Annotated in this window: 22 protein-coding genes and 1 tRNA gene; 16 read left to right on the top strand and 7 right to left on the bottom strand. The window is 69.4% G+C overall.

The window, feature by feature from the left end:
• Window positions 1-202 precede the first annotated feature (202 nt).
• The gene (locus ACK5KK_RS00825) at window positions 203-1,717 is read right to left on the bottom strand and encodes a PucR family transcriptional regulator ligand-binding domain-containing protein (protein WP_416888195.1); all 1,515 of its coding nucleotides are present in this window, start codon (window positions 1,715-1,717) and stop codon (window positions 203-205) included.
• A gap of 90 nt (window positions 1,718-1,807) precedes the next feature.
• On the opposite strand from ACK5KK_RS00825, the gene gabT reads away from it, so the two are divergent.
• The 11 genes from gabT (at window position 1,808) to rplA (ending at window position 11,834) form a co-directional block, all read left to right on the top strand.
• Window positions 1,808-3,157: a 4-aminobutyrate--2-oxoglutarate transaminase gene (gene gabT / locus ACK5KK_RS00820; protein WP_416888194.1), complete on the top strand. Its 1,350-nt coding sequence runs from the start codon at window positions 1,808-1,810 to the stop codon at window positions 3,155-3,157.
• Window positions 3,158-3,201: 44 nt separating this feature from the next.
• Window positions 3,202-4,563 carry a flavin monoamine oxidase family protein gene (locus ACK5KK_RS00815; RefSeq protein ID WP_416888193.1) on the top strand — a complete coding sequence of 454 codons (1,362 nt, stop codon included), beginning with the start codon at window positions 3,202-3,204 and terminating at the stop codon, window positions 4,561-4,563.
• The gene (locus ACK5KK_RS00810) at window positions 4,560-5,486 is read left to right on the top strand and encodes a universal stress protein (RefSeq protein ID WP_416888192.1); all 927 of its coding nucleotides are present in this window, start codon (window positions 4,560-4,562) and stop codon (window positions 5,484-5,486) included. Before ACK5KK_RS00815 ends, ACK5KK_RS00810 begins: the two co-directional genes overlap by 4 nt.
• A complete protein-coding gene (locus tag ACK5KK_RS00805; protein WP_416888191.1) occupies window positions 5,483-7,021 on the top strand; it encodes an APC family permease in 1,539 nt (512 codons plus the stop codon). The genes ACK5KK_RS00810 and ACK5KK_RS00805 overlap by 4 nt, the downstream gene beginning before the upstream one ends.
• A gap of 82 nt (window positions 7,022-7,103) precedes the next feature.
• Window positions 7,104-8,468: an NAD-dependent succinate-semialdehyde dehydrogenase gene (locus ACK5KK_RS00800; RefSeq protein ID WP_416888190.1), complete on the top strand. Its 1,365-nt coding sequence runs from the start codon at window positions 7,104-7,106 to the stop codon at window positions 8,466-8,468.
• A gap of 61 nt (window positions 8,469-8,529) precedes the next feature.
• Entirely contained in the window at window positions 8,530-8,967 is a 438-nt protein-coding gene (locus tag ACK5KK_RS00795; RefSeq protein ID WP_416888189.1) for a pyridoxamine 5'-phosphate oxidase family protein, read from the top strand.
• A gap of 159 nt (window positions 8,968-9,126) precedes the next feature.
• A tRNA-Trp gene (locus ACK5KK_RS00790) sits at window positions 9,127-9,199 on the top strand.
• Between the two features lie 45 nt (window positions 9,200-9,244).
• Window positions 9,245-9,508 (top strand): preprotein translocase subunit SecE, encoded by a 264-nt coding sequence (secE, locus tag ACK5KK_RS00785; protein ID WP_416888188.1) that lies wholly within the window; start codon window positions 9,245-9,247, stop codon window positions 9,506-9,508.
• A 64-nt stretch (window positions 9,509-9,572) separates the two neighbouring features.
• A complete protein-coding gene (gene nusG, locus ACK5KK_RS00780) occupies window positions 9,573-10,610 on the top strand; it encodes a transcription termination/antitermination protein NusG (protein ID WP_416888187.1) in 1,038 nt (345 codons plus the stop codon).
• An 89-nt stretch (window positions 10,611-10,699) separates the two neighbouring features.
• Window positions 10,700-11,131, top strand: coding sequence for a 50S ribosomal protein L11 (gene rplK / locus ACK5KK_RS00775; RefSeq protein ID WP_416888186.1), 432 nt, complete (start codon window positions 10,700-10,702; stop codon window positions 11,129-11,131).
• A 13-nt stretch (window positions 11,132-11,144) separates the two neighbouring features.
• Window positions 11,145-11,834: a 50S ribosomal protein L1 gene (gene rplA, locus ACK5KK_RS00770; RefSeq protein ID WP_416888185.1), complete on the top strand. Its 690-nt coding sequence runs from the start codon at window positions 11,145-11,147 to the stop codon at window positions 11,832-11,834.
• A gap of 80 nt (window positions 11,835-11,914) precedes the next feature.
• On the opposite strand, the gene ACK5KK_RS00765 is transcribed toward rplA, so the two are convergent.
• Window positions 11,915-12,601, bottom strand: coding sequence for a LysE/ArgO family amino acid transporter (locus ACK5KK_RS00765; protein WP_416888184.1), 687 nt, complete (start codon window positions 12,599-12,601; stop codon window positions 11,915-11,917).
• Between the two features lie 30 nt (window positions 12,602-12,631).
• Here ACK5KK_RS00765 and ACK5KK_RS00760 point away from each other — a divergent pair, with 30 nt between their 5' ends.
• Window positions 12,632-13,573, top strand: coding sequence for a LysR family transcriptional regulator ArgP (locus ACK5KK_RS00760; RefSeq protein ID WP_416888183.1), 942 nt, complete (start codon window positions 12,632-12,634; stop codon window positions 13,571-13,573).
• Here the strand turns inward: ACK5KK_RS00760 and ACK5KK_RS00755 are convergent.
• On the bottom strand, window positions 13,525-13,800 hold the full coding sequence (locus ACK5KK_RS00755; protein WP_416888182.1) for an acylphosphatase: 276 nt from the start codon (window positions 13,798-13,800) through the stop codon (window positions 13,525-13,527). The two genes, ACK5KK_RS00760 and ACK5KK_RS00755, sit on opposite strands and share 49 nt — an antisense overlap.
• A gap of 88 nt (window positions 13,801-13,888) precedes the next feature.
• On the opposite strand from ACK5KK_RS00755, the gene ACK5KK_RS00750 reads away from it, so the two are divergent.
• A complete protein-coding gene (locus ACK5KK_RS00750; protein WP_416888181.1) occupies window positions 13,889-14,251 on the top strand; it encodes an iron chaperone in 363 nt (120 codons plus the stop codon).
• A gap of 7 nt (window positions 14,252-14,258) precedes the next feature.
• Here ACK5KK_RS00750 and ACK5KK_RS00745 read toward each other — a convergent pair whose 3' ends face one another.
• From ACK5KK_RS00745 to ACK5KK_RS00730, 4 genes are all read right to left on the bottom strand, one after another.
• Window positions 14,259-15,290 carry an NADP-dependent oxidoreductase gene (locus ACK5KK_RS00745; RefSeq protein WP_416888180.1) on the bottom strand — a complete coding sequence of 344 codons (1,032 nt, stop codon included), beginning with the start codon at window positions 15,288-15,290 and terminating at the stop codon, window positions 14,259-14,261.
• A gap of 141 nt (window positions 15,291-15,431) precedes the next feature.
• Window positions 15,432-15,881 (bottom strand): MarR family winged helix-turn-helix transcriptional regulator, encoded by a 450-nt coding sequence (locus tag ACK5KK_RS00740; RefSeq protein WP_416888179.1) that lies wholly within the window; start codon window positions 15,879-15,881, stop codon window positions 15,432-15,434.
• A complete protein-coding gene (locus ACK5KK_RS00735) occupies window positions 15,874-17,538 on the bottom strand; it encodes an MDR family MFS transporter (RefSeq protein WP_416888178.1) in 1,665 nt (554 codons plus the stop codon). The genes ACK5KK_RS00740 and ACK5KK_RS00735 overlap by 8 nt, the downstream gene beginning before the upstream one ends.
• A gap of 127 nt (window positions 17,539-17,665) precedes the next feature.
• Complete coding sequence (locus ACK5KK_RS00730) at window positions 17,666-18,319, bottom strand: YqaJ viral recombinase family protein (protein ID WP_416888177.1); 654 nt, start codon at window positions 18,317-18,319, stop codon at window positions 17,666-17,668.
• A 155-nt stretch (window positions 18,320-18,474) separates the two neighbouring features.
• Here ACK5KK_RS00730 and ACK5KK_RS00725 point away from each other — a divergent pair, with 155 nt between their 5' ends.
• From ACK5KK_RS00725 to rplL, 3 genes are all read left to right on the top strand, one after another.
• The gene (locus ACK5KK_RS00725) at window positions 18,475-19,191 is read left to right on the top strand and encodes an SDR family NAD(P)-dependent oxidoreductase (RefSeq protein WP_416888176.1); all 717 of its coding nucleotides are present in this window, start codon (window positions 18,475-18,477) and stop codon (window positions 19,189-19,191) included.
• Between the two features lie 321 nt (window positions 19,192-19,512).
• On the top strand, window positions 19,513-20,028 hold the full coding sequence (gene rplJ / locus ACK5KK_RS00720) for a 50S ribosomal protein L10 (RefSeq protein WP_416888175.1): 516 nt from the start codon (window positions 19,513-19,515) through the stop codon (window positions 20,026-20,028).
• A gap of 43 nt (window positions 20,029-20,071) precedes the next feature.
• Window positions 20,072-20,357: 50S ribosomal protein L7/L12 (gene rplL, locus ACK5KK_RS00715; protein ID WP_416888174.1), on the top strand; the 286-nt coding region annotated here is incomplete at its 3' end.

Below are 20,357 nucleotides of genomic sequence, written 5' to 3'. Positions count from 1 at the left end.
GTCCGTGCGCCGACCGCATGAGGAGTTTGACCAGCTGTGTCAGACGGGTGAAATCTCCGGTGCTGTTGATGCTCTCACAATTGCGCGGGCTGAAGATGAACGGGGAGTCCGGTTTCAGCGCCGCGAAGGGAGCCCGGTTGCGCGACTGAGCAACTGCCGACGTCGCCCCCCGGCTCAGCGTGGAGAGGGAGTTCGGCGTCGCTCACGCCAGCGCGGCAAAGGCGGCCCACAGCTGGGCGCGGGCAGGGAACGACGACAGGTCGCTGTCGAGCAACTGCTCGGCCTGGTGCACGCGGGCCCGCACGGTGTGGCGATGCACGCCGAGCACGCGGGCGGCGGCATCCAGCTGCGCGTCCTGAGCCAGCCAGGTGCGCAGGGTCTCCTCCAGCGCCGCGCCGTGGTCGAGGTCGTGCTCACGCAGTCGCCGCAGATGGTGCGCCGCGAGGGCACGGGCCTCGGCGGTGTGTAAAGCGCCGAGCCTCCCGGCCGCGGCCGCGTCGTCGAACGAGACCGCCGCGCCGGGTCGCGCGCGGCCGTGCGCCGTGCGCGCTTCGCGGTAGGCGTCGCCGACGCCGGGCAGATCGCGCGCGGTGGACACCCCCACGGTCGCATCGAACGTGTCGGCCACCCACGTCGCCGCCGCGCCGTCGGGCGCGATCACCAGCATCCCCTCGTCGACCCGGCCGAAGAACACCGGATGCTCGTGCGCGTACAGCTCGAGGCGATCCGAGAGCACGGCGGCGGCACTGTCCGGCACGCTCGCCCACGCCACCGTGAACGGCGCGGGCGGCAACGGCCCCCAGGCCTGCGCCGCGACCCGAGCGACCACGTCGGCGTGCCCGCCCAGCAGCAACGTCGCCAGAGCCTCGCGCAACGCTTCGTGCGCCCCGGCCAGCGCGACGTTGTGCGCGAGCGCCAACTCGGCCAACGCCGTGACGGCGGTCACCAGGTCGCGCGCCTCCGACGCCGGCGGTGCGCCGGACGTCACGATCACACCGCTGAGCCGACCGCCGTGCCCGAGCGTCTGCATCGAGAACGCCTGATCACCCACCGCCAGCCGCACGCCCGCCCCGGTTCCCTTGTACAGCAGCCGGTCCACCTCGCGCGAGAGCTCCCGGTGTGTGGGGGCGTCGACCGCGCCGGCAGGATGCTCGTGCACCCGATCACCGGCGGCGTCGAACAGGCCCACCCACACCTCCAGACGTTGCGCGAGTTCGGTGACGGTCGCCCGCAACCCGTCCGGGCGCAGCGCCGCGCGCGAGATGGCGCGCTGGGCGTCCAGCGCCCACGTGCGCCGCGCGTACGACTGCGCCGCGATCGCCTCGGCGTTGGCCCGCGCCACCGCGATGAACGGCGTGCGGTAAGGCACTTCGACCAACGGCATACGCGCCCCGGCACACGCGCGTTCGAGGGATGCCGGCATCCCCACTCGCGCGACCTCGGTCCCGAAACCCAGTCCGCGCACCCCCCGCGCCGCGAGCCGATCGACATACGCGCGCGCCACCTCGTCGTCGTCGACGAGCTGCGTGCCTGTGGTCAGCAGCAGCAGGCCGTCGGTGAGGAACGCGGTCGGGTCGATCAGGTCGGAGCTGTGCACCCAGCGCAGCGGCGCGTCGAGCGCCCCGTCCGCGAGCGCATCGGGATCGGACACCAGACGCAGATCCAGGTCCCGCCGCGCGAGCAGGGCATGCAACGTCGGTTGCGGCGCGCCCACCATCCCGTCACCCTCCTGCGTGTACATGCTTACCCCGGAAATATACGCTCCGGCGAGCGACGACGTAACCGGCCCGCTCCTAGCCTGGTCGTCATGACCGTAGACATCGCCGTCCCCCTCGGCGGGCCCGCACTCCGCCAGGAGCGCCGGCTCGTCACGTCCATCCCCGGCCCCCGTTCGCAGGAGCTGCTCGATCGCAAGGCGGCGGCCGTCTCGGCCGGCGTCGGGCACGCGGTCCCCGTGGCCGCCGTGGCCGCCGGGGGAGGAGTCGTCGTCGACGCCGACGGCAACTCGCTCATCGACCTCGGGTCGGGCATCGCCGTCACGACCGTCGGGGCGGCGCACCCCCGCGTCGTCGAGGCGATCTCCGCGCAGGCCGCCCAGTTCACGCACACCTGCTTCATGATCTCGCCCTACGAGCAGTACGTCGCCGTCGCCGAAGCCCTCAACCGTCTCACCCCCGGCGACCACGCCAAAAAGAGCGCACTGTTCAACTCCGGCTCCGAAGCCGTCGAGAACGCCGTCAAGATCGCGCGCACGCACACCGGCCGCTCCGCCGTCGTCGCATTCGACCACGCCTACCACGGGCGCACCAACCTCACGATGGCGCTCACCGCCAAATCCATGCCCTACAAGAGCGGCTTCGGCCCGTTCGCACCCGAGATCTACCGCGTGCCGGGGTCGTATCCGCTGCACGACGGACTCAGCGGGCCGGATGCCGCGGCACGTGCGATCGGCCTCATCGAGAAGCAGATCGGCGCCGAAAACCTCGCCGCCGTCATCATCGAGCCCATCCAGGGCGAAGGCGGATTCGTTGTCCCGGCCGACGGATTTCTCAACGCCGTCGTCGACTGGTGCACCGCGAACGACGTCGTCTTCATCGCCGACGAGGTGCAGTCCGGGTTCGCCCGCACCGGAGCCATGTTCGCCAGCGAGCTGTTCGGCATCGTGCCCGACCTGGTGACCACGGCCAAGGGGATCGCTGGGGGCATGCCGCTGGCGGCCGTCACGGGGCGGGCCGAGATGATGGATGCCGTCCACCGCAGCGGACTGGGCGGCACTTACGGTGGCAACCCGGTCGCGTGCGCGGCAGCGCTCGCCGCCATCGAGGCGTACGAGACCGACGGGCTCGCCACGCGCGCGCAGCAGATCGGCGACCGCATCCGTGCCCGCTTCACCGCGGCGCAGCAGGACGACCCCCGCATCGCCGACGTGCGCGGCCGCGGCGCCATGATGGCGCTGGAGTTCGCCGACCCGGTCACCGGCGCCCCCGACGGCGCGCTCACCGCCGCGATCGCGAGCGCCTGCATCGCGGAAGGGGTCATCGTGCTCACGTGCGGCACCTACGGCAACGTCATCCGCTTCCTGCCGCCGCTGTCCATCGACGACGCGCTGCTGGACGAGGGCCTCGGGGTCGTCGCCGCCGCGCTGGCCGCCCACTGACGAGCGGGCCCGCCTGCATCATCCACACCAGAAGGAGTTCTTGAATGTCCGAGATCACTCGGGACGTCGTCATCGTCGGGGCCGGTGCAACCGGTCTGACCGCCGCGAACGATGTGAAGAAGGCCGGGCTGTCGGTCGTCGTGCTCGAAGCGCGCGATCGTGTCGGCGGCCGGCTGTGGACCGACGTCATCGACGGCGCGATGCTCGAGATCGGCGGCCAGTGGGTCTCCCCCGATCAAGACGCGCTGAAGGCGACGATCGCCGAACTGGGTTTGGAGACGTATCCGCGCTACCGCGACGGCGACTCGGTCTACATCGGCCGCGACGGAGCGCTCACCCGCTTCACCGGCGAGATCTTCCCGGTCGCCCCGGCCACCGAGGCCGAGATCGTCCGCCTCATCGAGGTGCTCGACACCCTGGTCGCTCAGATCGACCCGGACCGGCCGTGGGAGCACGCGGACGCCGACGCGCTGGACCGCATCTCGTTCGAGGCCTGGCTGGCGGACCAGACCGACGACGTCGAGGCGCGTGACAACATCGCGCTGTTCATCGCGGGGGCCATGCTCACCAAGCCCGCCCACGCGTTCTCGGCACTGCAGGCGCTGTTGATGGCCGCCAGCGCCGGCAGCTTCAGCAACCTCGTCGACGCCGACGTCATCCTCGACGAGCGCGTGGTCGGCGGTTTGCAGCAGGTGCCGCTGCGGCTGGCCGAGCGTCTCGGCGATGACGTCTTGCTCAACCAGGCCGTCCGCAGCGTCGAGTGGGGTGACGCGGGCGTGACGGTGCGCACCGGCGACGGGCTGACGGTGCGCGCCGGCCAGCTGGTCCTCGCCCTTGCGCCGGTGTTGTACCCGCGGATCGAGTTCTCGCCGCCGTTGCCGCGCCTGCAGCAGCAGATGCACCAGCACCTGTCGATGGGTTTCGTCATCAAGGTGCATGCCGTCTACGACCGCCCGTTCTGGCGGGAGCAGGGCCTGTCCGGCACGGCGTTCAGCCCGTACGAGCTCTCGCACGAGGCATACGACAACACCAACCACGGCGACGAGCGGGGCACCCTGGTCGGGTTCGTCTCGGACCGGCCCGCCGACGACGTGTTCCGCATCAGTGCCGACCAGCGCAAAGAACGCATCCTCGAGTCGCTGTCGCACTACTACGGCCCCGAGGCCAAGAACCCGATCGTGTACTACGAGAGCGACTGGGGCGCCGAGGAGTGGACACGCGGCGCGTACGCAGCCAGCTTCGACCTGGGAGGACTCTCGCGCTACGGCGACGACCTGCGTGCCGCGGTCGGGCCGATCCGGTTCGCCTGCAGCGACATGGCCGGCGCGGGCTACCAGCATGTCGACGGGGCGATCCGCATGGGGCACCTCGTGGCCGAACAGATCGTCGAAGCCGTCCGCGGATGAGCGGCCGCGTCCTGGTCGGGTACACGGCCACGAAGTCGGGGCGGGATGCCGTCGCCGTCGGCGCGCGCCTGGCCACCGCCACCGGGTCGACCCTTGAGGTCGCTGTCGTGCTGCCGGCTCCGCGCAGCGTCATCACGCCGCCCAACGCGGGCTACGAACGGCTGCTGCGCGACCAGGCCCGAGAGTGGATCGCCGCGGCGATCGACCGCATCCCGGCCGATCTCGTCGCGCACGCACACGTGCGGACGGGGGATTCGTTCGCCGAGACCCTGACCGGTCTCGCCCACGAACTGGGCGCCCGCATGATCGTCGTCGGTGCCGCCGGCGACGCTCTGCGCGGGCGCCACCGGCTGGGTGCCACAGCATCCGAACTGGTGCACTCGTCCGACGTGTCCGTCGTGCTCGTGCCCCGCGGTGCCCGCAAGGTCGCCGCCGACATCGGCATCCCGCGGCTCACCGTCGCCGTCGGTACCCGCCCCGGCGCGGACGTGCTGATGGAGGACGCCGCGGCGCTGGCCACCGCGACCGGCGCCCCGGTGCGGCTGCTGTCGCTGCTGGCCATCGACCTGCCGCCGACCGCCGACACCGGCGCGATCCGCATCGCCGGTTCGACCGAGGTGCACGACGTGCTCGCGGCGGCCCGCACCACCCTTCCCGACCGTCTCGACGTCGATGTGCACGTCGCCGAGGGCGAGTCGATCGAGGACGCCGTCGCCGACCTGGAATGGAATCCCGGGGAGCTGTTGCTGGTCGGCTCCAGCAGGCTGGCGCAGCCGCGGCGGCTGTTCCTCGGGTCGACGGTCGCGAAGATGCTGCACGAGGTACCGGTGCCCGTCGTCGTGGTCCCACGCACCCGCGGCGGTGCCCCGGCATCCGCCGCCGCAGTTCCGGCATCCGCCGCCGACAAGGAGGGTCGACGATGACCACCACGCCACACGCGCCGACCGGGGGCGTCTCGAACAAGGGCCTCAGCACCGGCACGGTCGGCATGATCGGCGCCGTTGTCATCGGCATCTCCACGATCGCGCCCGCCTACACCCTGACCGCCTCGCTCGGTCCCACCGTCTCGGAGGTGGGGTTCCAGGTCCCCGCGATCATCCTGCTCGGGTTCATCCCGATGCTGCTCACCGCCTTCGGCTACCGCGAACTCAACCGCGCGATCCCCGACTCCGGCACGTCGTTCACGTGGGCCACGCGCGCGTTCGGGCCCTGGGTGGGCTGGATGGCCGGCTGGGGACTGGTGTCGGCGACGGTCATCGTGCTCTCGAACCTCGCCGGCATCGCGGTGGAGTTCCTGTTCCTGCTGATCGACCAGCTCGCCGGCAACCCGGGCACGATCGCCGACCTGGCGTTCAACCCCGTCATCAACGTCGCCGTGTGCCTGGCGTTCATGGCCGGCGCCACCTTCATCTCCTATCGCGATCTGCAGACGACGCAACGGCTGCAGTACGTTCTCGTCAGCTTCCAGGTGGCCGTCCTCGTGCTCTTCTCGATCGCGGCGCTGGTCCACGTCGGGGGCGGCACCGCCTTCGACGCGTCGACGTTCTCGTGGGAGTGGTTGGACCCGTTCGCGGTGGGGTCGCTCAGCGCGGTCGTGGCGGGCCTGTCCCTGTCGATCTTCATCTTCTGGGGCTGGGACGTCGTCCTGACGATGAACGAGGAGACGAAGGACCCTCAACGCACCCCGGGACGGGCCGCGACGGTCACCGTGATCGTGGTGGTGGGTCTCTACCTGCTCATCTCGGTGTCGCTGCTGTCGTTCGCCGGCGTCGGTAAGGGCGAACTGGGGCTCGGCAACCCCGACATCCAGGCGAACGTGTTCTTCTACCTGTCCGGGCCGGTCCTGGGGCCGCTGGCGTTCCTGGTATCGCTGGCGGTGCTGACCAGTTCGGCGTCGTCGCTGCAGTCCACCGCGGTCGGCCCCGCGCGCACCCTGCTGGCGATGGGGCACTTCGGGGCGTTGCCGAAGGTCTTCGCGCGAGTGAGCCCTCGGTTCTTCACGCCCGGGTTCGCGACGATCGTGTCGGCGGTCGTCGCCTCGGTGTTCTACGCGGTGATGCGGTTCCTGAGCGAGAACGTGCTGTGGGACACGATCACCGCGCTCGGGATGATGATCTGCTTCTACTACGGCCTCACCGCGTTCGCCTGCGTGTGGTACTTCCGGCGGCAGTGGTTCGACTCGTCGCGCATGTTCTTCTTCTCGTTCCTGTTCCCGCTCGTGGGCGGCGCGATCCTCGCGGCGCTGTTCGCCATCACGCTGGTCGACAGCATCGACCCCGCCTACGGCAGCGGGTCGAACGTCGCGGGCGTGGGCCTCGTGTTCATCCTCGGCGTCACGATCATCGTCGTGGGCCTGGTGATCATGGCGTGGCAGGCTTACAAGCGTCCCGCCTTCTTCCGCGGACTGACGCTGCAGATGGAGGCCCCGCCGAGCCTGCACCGGAGAAGGCGACCATGAACCTCCCCGGCCTCCCACACCGACCGCCCACCACACTCACCCCGGTCCCGACCGGCCGAGAGCACCACGAGAGGGAAACACCATGACCGAGTATGCGATCGTCAACCCCGCGACCGGCGAAACACTCGCCACGTACCCGACCGCGACCGCCGGTGACGTCGAGGCGGCGCTGAGCGCGGCCGACGGTGCCTACCGAGGCTGGATGCGGGAGTCCACCGGCGCCGAGCGCGCCGAGAGACTGCGCCGCGTCGCGCAGCTGCACCGGGAGCGCCGCGACGAGCTGGCCGCCATCATCGTGCGTGAGATGGGCAAACCCCTTGCCGCCGCCGAGGGCGAGGTCGATTTCGCCGCCGACATCACCGAGTACTACGCCGACCACGCCGACGAGATCCTCGCCGACACGCCGCTGTCGATCGAGGGGGAGGGCACTGCGGTCATCCGCACGTCACCGCTCGGGGTGCTGCTGGGCATCATGCCGTGGAACTTCCCGTACTACCAGGTGGCGCGCTTCGCCGCGCCGAACATCCTGCTCGGCAACACCATCCTGCTCAAGCACGCCCCGCAGTGCCCCGAATCGGCTGCCGCGCTGGAGACCCTGTACCGGGATGCCGGCTTCCCGGAAGGCGTGTACGTCAACGTGTACCTGACGCACGAACAGGCCGAGACCGTGATCGGCGACCCGCGCGTGCAGGGTGTGTCGGTGACCGGATCCGAGCGCGCCGGTGCCGCCGTCGCGGCCATCGCGGGACGCAACCTCAAGAAGGTGGCGCTCGAGCTGGGCGGGTCCGACCCGTTCCTGGTGCTGTCCACCGATGACCTCGACGCGGTCGTGGCGCAGGCGGTCGACGCACGGCTCGACAACAACGGCCAGGCCTGCAACGCCGCCAAGCGGTTCATCGTCGTCGACGAGTACTACGACGCGTTCGTCGAGAAGTTCGCCGCCGCGATGTCGGCGGCCGTCGTCGGCGACCCGTTCGCCGAGGACACGGTGCTGGGGCCGCTGTCGTCGCTCGCGGCCGCCGAGCGTCTTGACGAGCAGGTGCAGCAGGCCGTCGCGCAGGGTGCGCAGCTGGTCGTCGGCGGCACGCGCGAGGGCGCCTACTATCCCGGCACCGTGCTGACCGGCGTGACCGACCGGATGGACGCCTACCGCGAAGAGCTGTTCGGTCCGGCCGGCGTCGTCTACCGCGCCGCCGACGAAGACGATGCCGTGCGTATCGCGAACGACACCTCCTTCGGTCTCGGTTCCTACGTGTTCACGACCGATCCCGCCCAGGCGGCGAGGGTGGCCGACCGTATCGACGCGGGCATGGTGTACATCAATCTGGTGCTCGCCGACGAGGCGGGGCTGCCGTTCGGCGGCGTCAAGCGCAGCGGCACCGGCCGTGAGCTGGGCCTGCTGGGCGCGGACGAGTTCGTCAACAAGAAGCTCATCCGTTCGGCCTGATGACGCGGGAAACCTCCGGCGGCCCCTGTCGCCGGAGGTCGCGGTGCGCCAGGATGGGAGTATGCACGAGAGCGAAGATCCGGTAGCCCAACTGACCGACGCGGAATGCTGGGAGCGCCTGTCCCGTCAGGAGCTCGGGCGCCTGGTCACCCGCGTCGGCAACGTTCTGGACATCTTCCCGGTGAACTTCGTCGTCGACGAGAACACGATCGTGTTCCGCACCGCGGAGGGCAGCAAGCTGACCGAGTTGACGATCAACGACGAGGTGCTGTTCGAGGTCGACGACCACACCGAGGTGGATGCCTGGAGTGTCGTGGTGCGCGGCACCGCTCACCGGCTGGACACCGGTGACGAAGTGGAACACGCCGACGGCTTGCCATTGACCCCGTGGGTTCCCACGCTGAAGTTCAACTACGTTCGGGTCACCCCGACCTCGCTGTCGGGGCGTTCGTTCCGCCGGGGCGAGGAGCCGGATCGGTACGGAGTGCAGCAGTACTGAGCGCGCCCGGGGCCGCGGGTGGAGTGATTCGCGCGCCCGCGGTGCCATGACGTACACTGGAACGCGCAGTTGTCTGCATTCTTTCGCCGTGCCTGCGACCGATCGATCCGGTTGCGTCAGCGAAGGGAAAGCAGCTTCGGCACCCGGTCGCAAGACCGTAGGGCGGTAGCTCAATTGGCAGAGCAGCGGTCTCCAAAACCGCAGGTTGCAGGTTCGATTCCTGTCCGCCCTGCGCGTCAGCATTCAGCTGGCACAGAAAAGTCAGACAGGTAGGTCGATGGTGCAGGACGAACCGAACGGAGAGGTCGTTGCCGCTGGCGGCGCCTCGCGGGAGAAGAAGCTCAACTTCTTCCAGCGGATCGCCCTGTTCATCCGTCAGGTCTTCGGTGAACTGCGCAAGGTCGTCACTCCGACCCGCCAGGAACTGCTGAAGTACACGGCGGTCGTGCTCGGTTTCGTCGTCGTCATGATGGCGATCGTGTACGGACTCGACGTCCTGTTCGTCTGGGTCACCGAATTCGTCTTCGGCGTCCCGGGCTGATCAAGACGCGGATCGGTTCGGCGCCGGGTCGACAGGCCCCCAGACCCTATGGAGAAGAACGCAAGTGTCTGAACGAAATCTTGACGACGTCGACTGGGCGACCGCGGCGGAGCAGTCCAGCGAGGACGACGAGGCCCAGGAGGGCAACGTCCTCGCGGCGGAAGAGCTCTCCTCGGCCCCGGCCGAGCACGTCGCCGTGCACGTGGTCGACGATGCGGACGACGACGGCGTCGACGACGACCTGACGGACATCGACACCGACGACCCGGAGGCAGACGCGATCGTGAACGACGCACTCGAGATCAACGAGACCGCGGAGGCCGAAGCGGCCGCCGAGGTGCTGGAAGAGTCGCTCGCCGACGAGGAGGCCGAACGCGCCGCCCACGACGCCGACCAGGTCAGCCCCTACGACGGACCCGAGCCCGACGCGGGCGAGGACGCCGACGACGAGGCGGCATCCGACGACGCCCCCGACGACGAAGACCCGTACGAGGCGTTCCGCGCCGATCTTCGCATGCTGCCGGGCAAGTGGTACGTGATCCACTCGTACGCCGGGTTCGAGCGCAAGGTGAAGGCCAACATCGAGCAGCGCAAGTCGACGCTCGAGGTCGAGGACGACATCTACCAGATCGAAGTGCCGATGGAAGACGTCGTCGAGATCAAAAACGGCCAGCGCAAGATGGTCACGCGCGTGCGCATTCCCGGCTACGTGCTGGTGCGCATGGAACTGAACGAAGACACCTGGTCCGTGGTGCGTCACACCCCGGGCGTGACCGGGTTCGTCGGCAACGCCCACAACCCGACGCCGCTGCGCTTCGAAGAGGCCTTCAACATGCTGAAGTCGCTCGTCGAGGTCAAGGAGGCCGCCCCGACCAAGGCCAGCGCGGCCAAGGGCTCGGCCACGCAGGCGCGTGTCGTGGCCGCCGAGGTCGACTTCGAGATCGGCGAGACCATCACCATCAAGGAGGGCTCGTTCGCGGGTCTTCCCGGGACGATCAGCGAGATCAAGCCCGAGAGTGGCAAACTCACCGTGCTCGTGTCGCTGTTCGAGCGCGAGACCCCGGTCGAACTGTCGTTCGACCAGGTCACCAAGATGCTCTGAGAGGTCCCCTCGCGGGATGAAGACACCGCCGCCGTCCGGCGCGCGGGAGAACGGATGCCGCGGCATCCGGTTCGATGAAAGGAAAACGAATGGCACCGAAGAAGAAGGTGTCCGGCCTGATCAAACTGCAGATCCAGGCCGGCGCTGCCAACCCGGCGCCGCCGATCGGGCCCGCGCTCGGTCAGCACGGCGTCAACATCATGGAGTTCTGCAAGGCGTACAACGCCGCGACCGAGTCGCAGCGCGGAAACGTCATCCCGGTGGAGATCACGGTCTACGAGGACCGCAGCTTCACCTTCGTCCTGAAGACCCCGCCGGCGGCGGAGCTGATCAAGAAGGCCGCGGGCCTGCCGAAGGGTTCGGCGACCCCGCACACGGTCAAGGTGGGCAAGATCACCAAGGACCAGGTGCGCCAGATCGCCGAGACGAAGATGCCCGACCTGAACGCGAACGACATCGAGGCCGCCTCGTTGATCATCGCCGGTACCGCCCGTTCCATGGGCATCACGGTCGAAGGCTGAAGGGAGTAGGAACATGGCGAAGTCCAAGGTTTACGAAGCCGCGGCGGCAAAGATCGACCGCGACAAGTTCTACACCCCCGCCGAGGCGGTGGCGCTGGCGAAGGAGACCGGGTCGAAGAAGTTCGATTCCACCGTCGAGGTCGCCCTGAAGCTCGCGGTCGACCCGCGCAAGGCCCACCAGCTGGTGCGCGGCACCGTCATCCTGCCGCACGGCACCGGCAAGACCGCGCGCGTCATCGTGTTCGCGCCCGGTCCCGCGGCCGAAGCGGCGATCGCCGCCGGCGCCGACGAGGTCGGTGGCGCGGAGCTCATCGAGAAGGTCGCCGGCGGCTGGACCGCGTTCGACGCGGCCGTCTCGACGCCCGAGCTCATGGGCCAGGTCGGCCGGCTCGGCAAGGTGCTCGGCCCCCGCGGCCTCATGCCGAACCCCAAGACCGGCACCGTGACCCCCAACCCGGCCAAAGCCGTGGAGGAGATCAAGGGCGGCAAGATCGAGTTCCGCGTCGACAAGCACGCCAACGTGCACTTCGTCGTCGGCAAGGCCTCGTTCTCGGCCGAGCAGCTGGACGAGAACCTGCAGGCCGCGCTGGACGAGATCGTCCGCCTGAAGCCGTCGAGCTCGAAGGGTCGCTACATCCAGAAGGGTGCCGTGTCGACCACGTTCGGCCCCGGCATCCCGCTGGACGTCAACGCGATCGCCTGACACCGGCAGATTCCACGAGAAGCCCCGTCCGCGCATCCCGCGGGTGGGGCTTCTCGCGTGTCGGCGCGCGTCGTCGACGTTCAGGCGGGGAGGACCAGGCTGACCGCGATCGTGATCATCACGACCGCGATCACCGCGTCGAGGATGCGCCACGCGCGGGGAGTGCCCAGCCACCGGCCCAGCCGGCTGGCGCCGAGGGCGAGCGCGAAGAACCAGACGACGCTCGCGAGCGCCGCGCCGGCGGCGAACCACCAGCGGTGGTCGCCGTGGGTGTTCGCGACGGACCCGAGGAGGAACACCGTGTCGAGGTAGACGTGGGGGTTCAGCCACGTCAGCGCGAGGCACGCGAGCACGACGGGCAAGGCGCGGGTGCCGGTCACGACCGGGGACGCACCCGGGGTCTCGTCCCCGCGTGGGGTGCCCGCCTGCAGGCTCTGCCCCGTGGGGCGCCAGGCGCGCCGCGCCGCCAGCAGGCCGTAGCCGAGCAGGAAGGCGAAACCGGCCCAGCGCACCGCGTCGATCAGCCACGGCACCGCGAGAAGCACGACGCCGAGGCCCGAGACGCCGAGCACGATGAGCGCGGCATCGGACACGGCGCAGATCGTCGCGACGAGCAGGGCGTGCTGCCGCCGCATCCCCTGGCCCAAGACGTACAGGTTCTGCGCGCCGATGGCGACGATGAGCGAGAGTCCGAGGCCGAAGCCCGCGACGGCGGAGGGGAGCACGCCTCGACGGTAGTGCGGTCGGTGTACTACAGTCCAGTTCATGAAACTGATCTCCCTTAAGCAGCACTTCAGATGAGAGTCCCGGCCGAGCTGGCCGAGACGCTCGTCGTCGTGCTCGACGAGGGGAGCATGGATGCCGCCGCGCGGCGGCTGCACATCACCCCGTCGGCGGTCAGTCAGCGCATCAAGGCGCTGGAGGAGCAGATCGGCCGCGTGCTGCTCGTCCGGGCCAAGCCGGTGCGGGCCACCGCGGCCGCGCACTCGGTGATCCGCTTCGCGCGGCAGCTCCGGCTGCTCGAACACGACGCGATCGCCGCGCTGGAGGACGTCGACCGGATCGGCATGCCCCTCGCCGTCAACGCCGACTCGCTGTCGACCTGGATGCTGGCACCGCTGGCACGGGTCAGTGAGCGCCGGCCGGTGGTGTTCGACCTGCACCGCGACGATCAGGACTTCACCGCCGGACTGCTGGAGTCGGGCACCGTCATGGCGGCGGTCACGTCGCGGGAGACGCCCGTGGCCGGATGCCGGGCGAGCGCACTGGGGGCACTGCGATACGAGGCGGTCGCCGCGCGATCGTTCCGTGACCGCTGGTTCGCCGGCGGCGTCGACGTCGACGCCCTCGCGCGTGCGCCGGTCATCGACTTCGACCATCGCGACGAGCTACAGTCCCGATGGCTGCGCGGGTGGGGTGTGACCGACGGGCCGCCGCGCCATCGGGTGCCGGCATCCCACGACTTCGCCGTCGGTGTGCGACTCGGCCTCGGCTGGGCGCTCCTGCCGACGCTGCAGTCCACGGCGGCCCTGCGTTCGGGGGAGCTGGTCCGGCTGGGCGGTGCCGTCATCGACGTGCCGCTGTTCTGGCAGCAGTGGAACCTGCGGTCCGAGTTGCTCGACGATGTGGCGCACGAGGTGATCACCCACGCCCGCCGCACGCTGGGAGCCGGGGTCTCGGGCGCTGATCCTCAGCGGTCGCGCAGTACGTCGAAGCCGGTGGTGCCGACCGGATCCTGATCGACGACGGTGGCCGACCTCACCCGGGCGCCCGGGGCCCCCGCGCTCATCCAGGCCAGCACCTCGTCCACCTGGGCGGGCGTGCCCTCCACCTCGGCTTCCACGGTGCCGTCCGTGCGGTTGCGGACCCACCCGGACGCGCCGACCTGCTGGGCGACCATCCGCAGCGTGTACCGATACCCGACACCCTGCACCATCCCGTCCACGATCACGTGCACTCGCCTCATCCTTCCATCCTGGCGTGCCGTGCCGGTGCGGGGTGGGATTCGGGGGCGGGCTGTACCGCGCGCGGGGCGGTCGTGCCAGGATGCCGCTATGGGGACGATCGACGACTACTTGGCGACACTCGATGCCGACGACGCCGCGGCGATCACACGCGTCTACGACCTCGCGCGGGCAGAAGAACCCTCGGCGGAGCAGGGCATCGGGTACGGGATGCCGGCATTGACCTACCGCGGCAAGGCGCTGCTGTCGGTCATGCGCGCGAAGGCGCACTTCGGCGTGTACCCGTTCAGCCCGGCCGCGATCGTCCGGGCGCTGCCGCTGCTGGGTGGGGTGGATCGCGCCAAGGGCACCGTGCGCTTCCGTCCCGGACAGCCGCTGCCCGATGCCGCCGTGCGCGCGCTCGTCGCCGCACGCCGAGATCAGATCGACGATCAGGTCGGTTCGCGCCACTGAGACGCGCTCAGCTCTGACCGACGGTCAGCACCACCTTGCCGCGGGAGTGACCTCGTTCCACTTCGCGGTGTGCGGCTGCCGCGTCGTCGAGCGAGAAGACGCGGTCGACGAAGACCCGGATCGCACCGGAGTCCAGGAGCCGTCCCAGGGTCGCGAGCACCCCGCCATCGGGGATCACCTTGTACGACGTGGAGCGCACCCCGGCCGCGGCGCACGCATCGGCGTGGTCGGGCCACCCTCCGGTGGGCACCATGACATACAGCCCGCCGGGCCGGAGCACCGTCAGCGACCGCGTGCCGGTGTCGTCGTGCACGTTCCCGACGAGGTCGATGACGACGTCGACATCGGAGACGACCTCCTCGAAACGCGTCGTCGCGTAGTCGATCACGACGCTCGCCCCGAGCTCGCGCAGCCAGGGCAGGTTGCGTTCGGAACCGGATGCCGTGACGTGCGCGCCGAAGTAGGCCGCCAACTGCACCGCGAAGTGCCCGACTCCGCCGGAGCCGGCGTGGATCAGCATCCGCTGACCCTCGTGCGCGCGGGCGGTCTCGACAACGAGTCCCCACGCCGTGAGTGCCGCGAGCGGCACTCCGGCCGCCTCGACGTGCGAGAGCGAGGCGGGCTTGGGTGCGACCGACAGGGTGGGGGCGACCACGTACTCGGCGTAGCTGCCCGCGGTGCGCGGGAACGACACCATGCCGAACACCTCGGTTCCCGGCGGCAGCGGGTGCGCCTCGTATGGCGCCTTCACGACCACGCCGCTGAAGTCGAATCCCGGGATCACCGGACCGGTGCCGGTTCCCGCGGCCATGCCGCCGCCGGCACGAGTCTTCGCGTCGATCGGATTGACGCCGGCCGCCGAGACGCGCACCAGCAGCTCGCTCATCACCGGCACCGGCACCGGAGCCTCGATCGACCGCAGCACGTCAGGCCCGCCGGGGGCGTCATATGCCGCAGCCCGCATGAGTGGGGGCGGGGCGTCCACCGGCGATGCGGGGGCACCGGGGATGAGTGTCGTCCGTAGCGGCCGGAATCGCATCGGTCGCTCCTTCCACGTGGATCTCGACCGCGGCGGCACCACAGCTCAGGTGCCGGTGACCGGGGTCGATCATCAGTCAACTCGGCCATTGTCTCGCTCGTGTTACAAGGGTGCTACCGCGGCGAGAATCTCGGGGAGCGGTCAGGGGGCCGTGGCGTTCGTGAGGGCGTGCAGCAGTCGGGAGAGCTGGCGGACATCGGCGACGTCCCAGTCGCTGACCGACGCTGCCATGGCACTGCCGTGCGGCGCCCGCGCCGCCCGCAACCGTTCGCGCCCCTCCTTGGTGGCCGAGAGCAGGCTGGAGCGCCCGTCGGCGGGATCCGGGGCGCGCGTGATGAGACCGAGCCCTTCCAGCTCCCGCAGCGTGCGGCTGAGCTGTCCGCGGTCCATCAGCAGGCGATCGGCGAGCACGGACGGACTCACCTCGCCCGTTCGCACGATCGTGGTGAACACCTTGTACGCCGCAGGCAGCATCCCGGGGCTCAACCGTTGCGCGCTGTCGGCCATCACCCGCCGGAACCGGTGGAAGAAGTCACCGAACTCCGATTCGAGCTCCCGCACCGCGTCGTCCCGGGGGTCGGTGTCAGTCATCTCGGCCGGACCGGTCGCGGGTGGGGATGGTGCCGGTCGCGGTGAGCGTGGACATGGCCTCCGGCACCGAGACGGTCGCCAGATCGGCCTCGCTCGCCCGGATCCGTTCCGACGTCGTCATCCGGGTCAGCGGCGCGTTCGGCAGGAACAGGATCGCGAACACCGTGACGATCGCGAAGGGCACCACGATGAGGAAGGAGTGGGCGATGCCCTGCGCGTAGACCTCCTCGATGATCACGCGCAGCGCCTCGGGCATCTGCGACACCTGGGGGAGCGTCCCCGACTGCAGCTGCTCGCCCCAGTAGGCGGCCTTGTCGCCGAGGCTCGCCACGGCGGCGGCGATGTCGGCGCGGGACGCGGTCATCAGTTCGGTGACCCGGCCGGCCAGCGCCGCTCCCATGACGGACACGCCGATCGTGCCGCCGAGACTGCGGAAGAAGGTGACGCCCGAGCTGGCGGCGCCGATCTGCGCGGCGGGCGTCGTGTTCTGCACGATCAGGACGAGGTTCTGCATGGTCGACCCGACGCCGGCGCCGAGGAGGAACATGTAGACCGAGACGAGGACGAAGTCGGTGTCGTAGTGGATCGTGGACAGCAGCCACGCGCCGGCCGTGAGAGACACCGAGCCGAAGACGAGGTAGGGCTTCCACGAGCCGTACTTCGTGATCAATCCGCCCACGATCACCGACGTCAGCAGCAGCCCGGCGATCATCGGGATGGTCATGAGCCCTGCCTCGGTCGGCGTCGCCCCGCGCGCCAGCTGCATGTACTGGCTGAGGAACACAGATGCCCCGAACATCGCGATCCCGGTGGCGATCGATGCGATCACCGAGAGGGAGAACGTGCGGTTGCGGAACAGCGACAGCGGAATGAGGGGTTCGGCCACCTTCAGCTCCACGACGATGAACACGACCGTTGCCACGATCGCGCCGCCGACCATGAGCACCGTCTCCAGGCTCCACCAGTCGAACGCGCTGCCAGCGCTGGTCACCCAGATCAGCAACAGCGAGACCGCCGCCGACAGCAGCACGATGCCGACGTAGTCGATGCGGGCCTTCTTAGCGGGGCGGGGCGGTACGTGCAGCGTGAGCTGGACCATGACGAGGGCGAGCGCGGCGAATGGTAGCGCGACGTAGAAGTTCCACCGCCACCCGAAGGAGTCGGTGATGAGCCCGCCCAGCAGCGGGCCACCGACCGTCGCGACGGCCATGACGGCGCCGAACAACCCCATGTAGCGCCCACGTTCGCGCGGGCTGATGATGTCGGCCATAAGCACCTGGCTGAGCGCAGCCAGGCCGCCCGCACCCAGGCCCTGCACGGCGCGGAAGGCGATGAGCGTGCCGGCATCCTGCGCGAAACCGGCCGCAGCGGTGGCCAGGACGAAGATCAGGATGGCGCTCTGGTACAGCACTTTGCGGTTGGTGAGGTCGGCGAGCTTGCCCCAGATGGGCGTGGAGATCGCGGTGGTGAGCAGCGTCGCGGTCACCACCCAGGTGTAGGCGTTCTGGTCGCCTGCCAGGTCATGGATGATGACCGGCAGCGAGGTCGAGACGACCGTCGAGGCAAGCATGGAGACGAACATGCCCAGCAGGAGACCGGACAAGGCTTGGAGGACGCGGCTACGCGACAAGGGTGCGGGGGGAGAGGCGGCGGACATCTCTTCCTTTGGGGGGATCAGGGCTTTTGGGGGTGATCAGGGTGACGTGAGTTAGTTGATGGCGATCAACTATTGATCTGCGTCAACTATAGGTGCTGCAACGGACCTCGTCAAAGCGGTGGTCGGCTCAGTCCGCCAGCGCCAGGGCGCGGAAGGGCTCGCGCCGGCGGTGCGGTGCGGCGGCGTCGACCCGCCGGTTCTGTTGCGTGCGCCGATACAGTTCGTCGATGAGGCCGGTGGCCAATCCGACGAGCGACGCGATCTCGCGTTCGTCGCGGTCGACCCAGGCGCAGCGGGGCTCGTCGTCGAGCGGGATGAAATCACGGTGCTGCTCCCACACGACCAGCGTCCGTTCGGCGCCCAGGACGTGCTGCTGCCACCACACCTGACGCAGATACGAGCGGGGGATCGAACGCCAGGCCTTGTTGGTGGTCTTGATCTCCGCGAGGGTGACCCGCCCGTCGAGGTCGACGGCGATGCCGTCCGGAGTGGCCAGGTGACGCTTCTCGACGACGGCGTGGAACAGCGCCGACGACGGGCGGATGCCGTGGGTCGCCGCGACCCAGGCGGCGATCTCCGGCTCCCGGCGGCGGCCGTGGTCGGTGAAGGCGTTGCCTGAGAACCCCGTCCCCATCAGCTTGGCGTCGGCGGCCCGGGCGATCGCGTTGGTGCTGGTCAGTTGCGCGACATCGGTCGCGGTGATTCCGCGCGAGCGAGCCCGGATCCACGCCACCCGGTCGCGGGAGTCCGCGACCACGCGCGCGGCCAGCTCGGGGGTCATGTTCCGAGCCTACGGGGAGTGTCCCGCGTCCCGGTGGTGCGACGCCGCGCGTCGGCCCAGTCGGTGGGAGCGTGCTGGCGCGCTGCGCCGCCGCGCACTAGCGTCAGCGGTGAGCGGGACGATCGGGCTCCTGCCGCACAGAATGAGAGGGAGTCATGGCACTCTTCCGCGAGAACCCCGTCGTCGTCATCACCGGCGGGGCAGGGGGCATCGGCAGCACGATCGCCCGGAGCCTGCAAGAGCTCGGCGCGACGGTCGTGGTGTGTGATTTCGGGCAGCCGGACCCGTACGGATTCGACGTGCGCGACCGCCTCGGCTGGGAGAAGATGATGGATCAGGTCATCTCCGACCACGGTCGGGTGGACGTGCTGATCAACAACGCCGGTGTGATGACTCAGGGCGACGACACCGTCGTCGGTCTCGACGACGACGAGTGGCACCGGGTGTTCGACATCAACGTGACGGCCGTCCGCATCGGGATGAGCGTCGCCATCGCCCGCTTCGGTGAGGAGGGCGGGCGGATCATCAACACCGCTTCGGTGTCCGGCGTGCGGCACTTCCCTGGCGCATGCATCTACTCCGTGTCCAAGACCGCCGTCATCGCGCTGACGAACCAGGCGGCGCTGGATTACAGTCACCGCGGCATCAAGATCAACGCAATCGCCCCGGGCATGATGGAAAACGTCATGCACCACGGCAAAGGGTCCGATCTGCGCGACAAGGTCATCGCGTCGTCGCTGACCGGCGATGCCGTGAAGGATGACGAGGTCGCGCTGACGGTCGAGTACCTCCTCGACGCACGCAACTCGAACGTCGTCGGTGCCACCATGCCCGTCGACGCCGGGTTCGCATACGCGAAGGGCAACGCCTGACGCGGTGCAGATGACGCGCCGAGGCCTGTTCCGGTCGGGGCGGGCCGTGTTTCGCATCCCGCCTCGACGTGGGGTAGACTCGTCGCAGCCATAGACCGCCGGTCTCGGTGTGCGCGAAAGCGGATGCCGACGAAGCACTGCACCGCAGGGGCCCGCGCAGGTGACACCGAACTTTCCCGGGAAACCGGAACACAAAGCTCCGTGCGCTTGCGCCGGAGCTTTTCTCTGTGCACGGCGATCCATGGTCGGCGCCCCGCCACCGCGGGACGTCACGTACACACACTTCACGGGATCCCTCCCGTGAAGCGACAAGGAGTGGCCATGGCGCACAAGGATGCAACGGTCGCCGAGCTCACGAAGAACTTCGAGGACTCGAACGCCGTACTGCTGACCGAGTACCGCGGTCTGACGGTTGCCCAGCTCAAGGAGCTGCGAAACAGCATCCGTCAGGACGCGGAGTACGCCGTGGTGAAGAACACGCTGACCAAGATCGCGGCGAACAAGGCCGGGATCGAGGGGCTGGACGACGACCTCAAGGGGCCGTCTGCCATCGCCTTCGTGCACGGTGACCCGGTCGCCGTCGCCAAGGGCCTGCGTGCCTTCGCCAAGGCTAACCCTCTGCTGGTGATCAAGGGTGGGTACTTCGACGGTGCCCCTCTGTCGCCGGAAGAGGTGGGCAAGCTCGCCGATCTCGAGAGCCGTGAGGTCCTGCTGGCGAAGCTCGCCGGCGCGATGAAGGCCTCGATGTTCGGCGCCGCTTACATGTTCACCGCGCCGCTGGCGCAGGCCGCTCGTGCGGTCGACGCACTGCGCGCGAAGCAGGAGTCCGAGGCCTGACCGGCCGAGGCACAGACAAGTACCACAACCAAGGAGAACCAACATGGCTAAGCTCACCACCGACGAGCTGCTCGACGCCTTCAAGGAGCTCACGCTCATCGAGCTGAGCGAGTTCGTCAAGAAGTTCGAGGAGACCTTCGAGGTCACCGCTGCCGCGCCGGTCGCCGTGGCTGCCGCTCCCGCCGCCGGTGGCGCCGGTGGCGCCGAGGAGGCCGCCGAAGAGAAGGACGCGTTCGACGTCATCCTCGAGGCCGCCGGCGACAAGAAGATCCAGGTCATCAAGGTCGTCCGCGAGCTCACCTCGCTCGGCCTGGGCGAGGCCAAGGCCG

The organism is Microbacterium sp., from assembly GCF_047972865.1.
GTDB lineage: Bacteria > Actinomycetota > Actinomycetes > Actinomycetales > Microbacteriaceae > Microbacterium.
Note: the sequence above shows the minus strand (reverse complement) of the source record. Positions and strands in the feature narration are given on the sequence as shown.

Bases quoted from the DNA above. Each gene is read 5' to 3' on its own strand.
- ACK5KK_RS00800 (WP_416888190.1), top strand. From the start codon at position 7,104: ATGACCGAGTATGCGATCGTCAACCCCGCGACCGGCGAAACACTCGCC.
- ACK5KK_RS00825 (WP_416888195.1), bottom strand. From the start codon at position 1,717: ATGGTGGGCGCGCCGCAACCGACGTTGCATGCCCTGCTCGCGCGGCGG.
- ACK5KK_RS00740 (WP_416888179.1), bottom strand. From the start codon at position 15,881: ATGACTGACACCGACCCCCGGGACGACGCGGTGCGGGAGCTCGAATCG.
- ACK5KK_RS00795 (WP_416888189.1), top strand. From the start codon at position 8,530: ATGCACGAGAGCGAAGATCCGGTAGCCCAACTGACCGACGCGGAATGC.
- ACK5KK_RS00730 (WP_416888177.1), bottom strand. From the start codon at position 18,319: ATGACCCCCGAGCTGGCCGCGCGCGTGGTCGCGGACTCCCGCGACCGG.
- ACK5KK_RS00745 (WP_416888180.1), bottom strand. From the start codon at position 15,290: ATGCGATTCCGGCCGCTACGGACGACACTCATCCCCGGTGCCCCCGCA.
- ACK5KK_RS00760 (WP_416888183.1), top strand. From the start codon at position 12,632: ATGAGAGTCCCGGCCGAGCTGGCCGAGACGCTCGTCGTCGTGCTCGAC.
- rplK (WP_416888186.1), top strand. From the start codon at position 10,700: ATGGCACCGAAGAAGAAGGTGTCCGGCCTGATCAAACTGCAGATCCAG.
- ACK5KK_RS00765 (WP_416888184.1), bottom strand. From the start codon at position 12,601: ATGAACTGGACTGTAGTACACCGACCGCACTACCGTCGAGGCGTGCTC.
- ACK5KK_RS00755 (WP_416888182.1), bottom strand. From the start codon at position 13,800: ATGAGGCGAGTGCACGTGATCGTGGACGGGATGGTGCAGGGTGTCGGG.
- ACK5KK_RS00725 (WP_416888176.1), top strand. From the start codon at position 18,475: ATGGCACTCTTCCGCGAGAACCCCGTCGTCGTCATCACCGGCGGGGCA.
- ACK5KK_RS00735 (WP_416888178.1), bottom strand. From the start codon at position 17,538: ATGTCCGCCGCCTCTCCCCCCGCACCCTTGTCGCGTAGCCGCGTCCTC.
- rplJ (WP_416888175.1), top strand. From the start codon at position 19,513: ATGGCGCACAAGGATGCAACGGTCGCCGAGCTCACGAAGAACTTCGAG.
- ACK5KK_RS00750 (WP_416888181.1), top strand. From the start codon at position 13,889: ATGGGGACGATCGACGACTACTTGGCGACACTCGATGCCGACGACGCC.
- gabT (WP_416888194.1), top strand. From the start codon at position 1,808: ATGACCGTAGACATCGCCGTCCCCCTCGGCGGGCCCGCACTCCGCCAG.
- ACK5KK_RS00805 (WP_416888191.1), top strand. From the start codon at position 5,483: ATGACCACCACGCCACACGCGCCGACCGGGGGCGTCTCGAACAAGGGC.
- secE (WP_416888188.1), top strand. From the start codon at position 9,245: ATGGTGCAGGACGAACCGAACGGAGAGGTCGTTGCCGCTGGCGGCGCC.
- ACK5KK_RS00815 (WP_416888193.1), top strand. From the start codon at position 3,202: ATGTCCGAGATCACTCGGGACGTCGTCATCGTCGGGGCCGGTGCAACC.
- ACK5KK_RS00810 (WP_416888192.1), top strand. From the start codon at position 4,560: ATGAGCGGCCGCGTCCTGGTCGGGTACACGGCCACGAAGTCGGGGCGG.
- rplA (WP_416888185.1), top strand. From the start codon at position 11,145: ATGGCGAAGTCCAAGGTTTACGAAGCCGCGGCGGCAAAGATCGACCGC.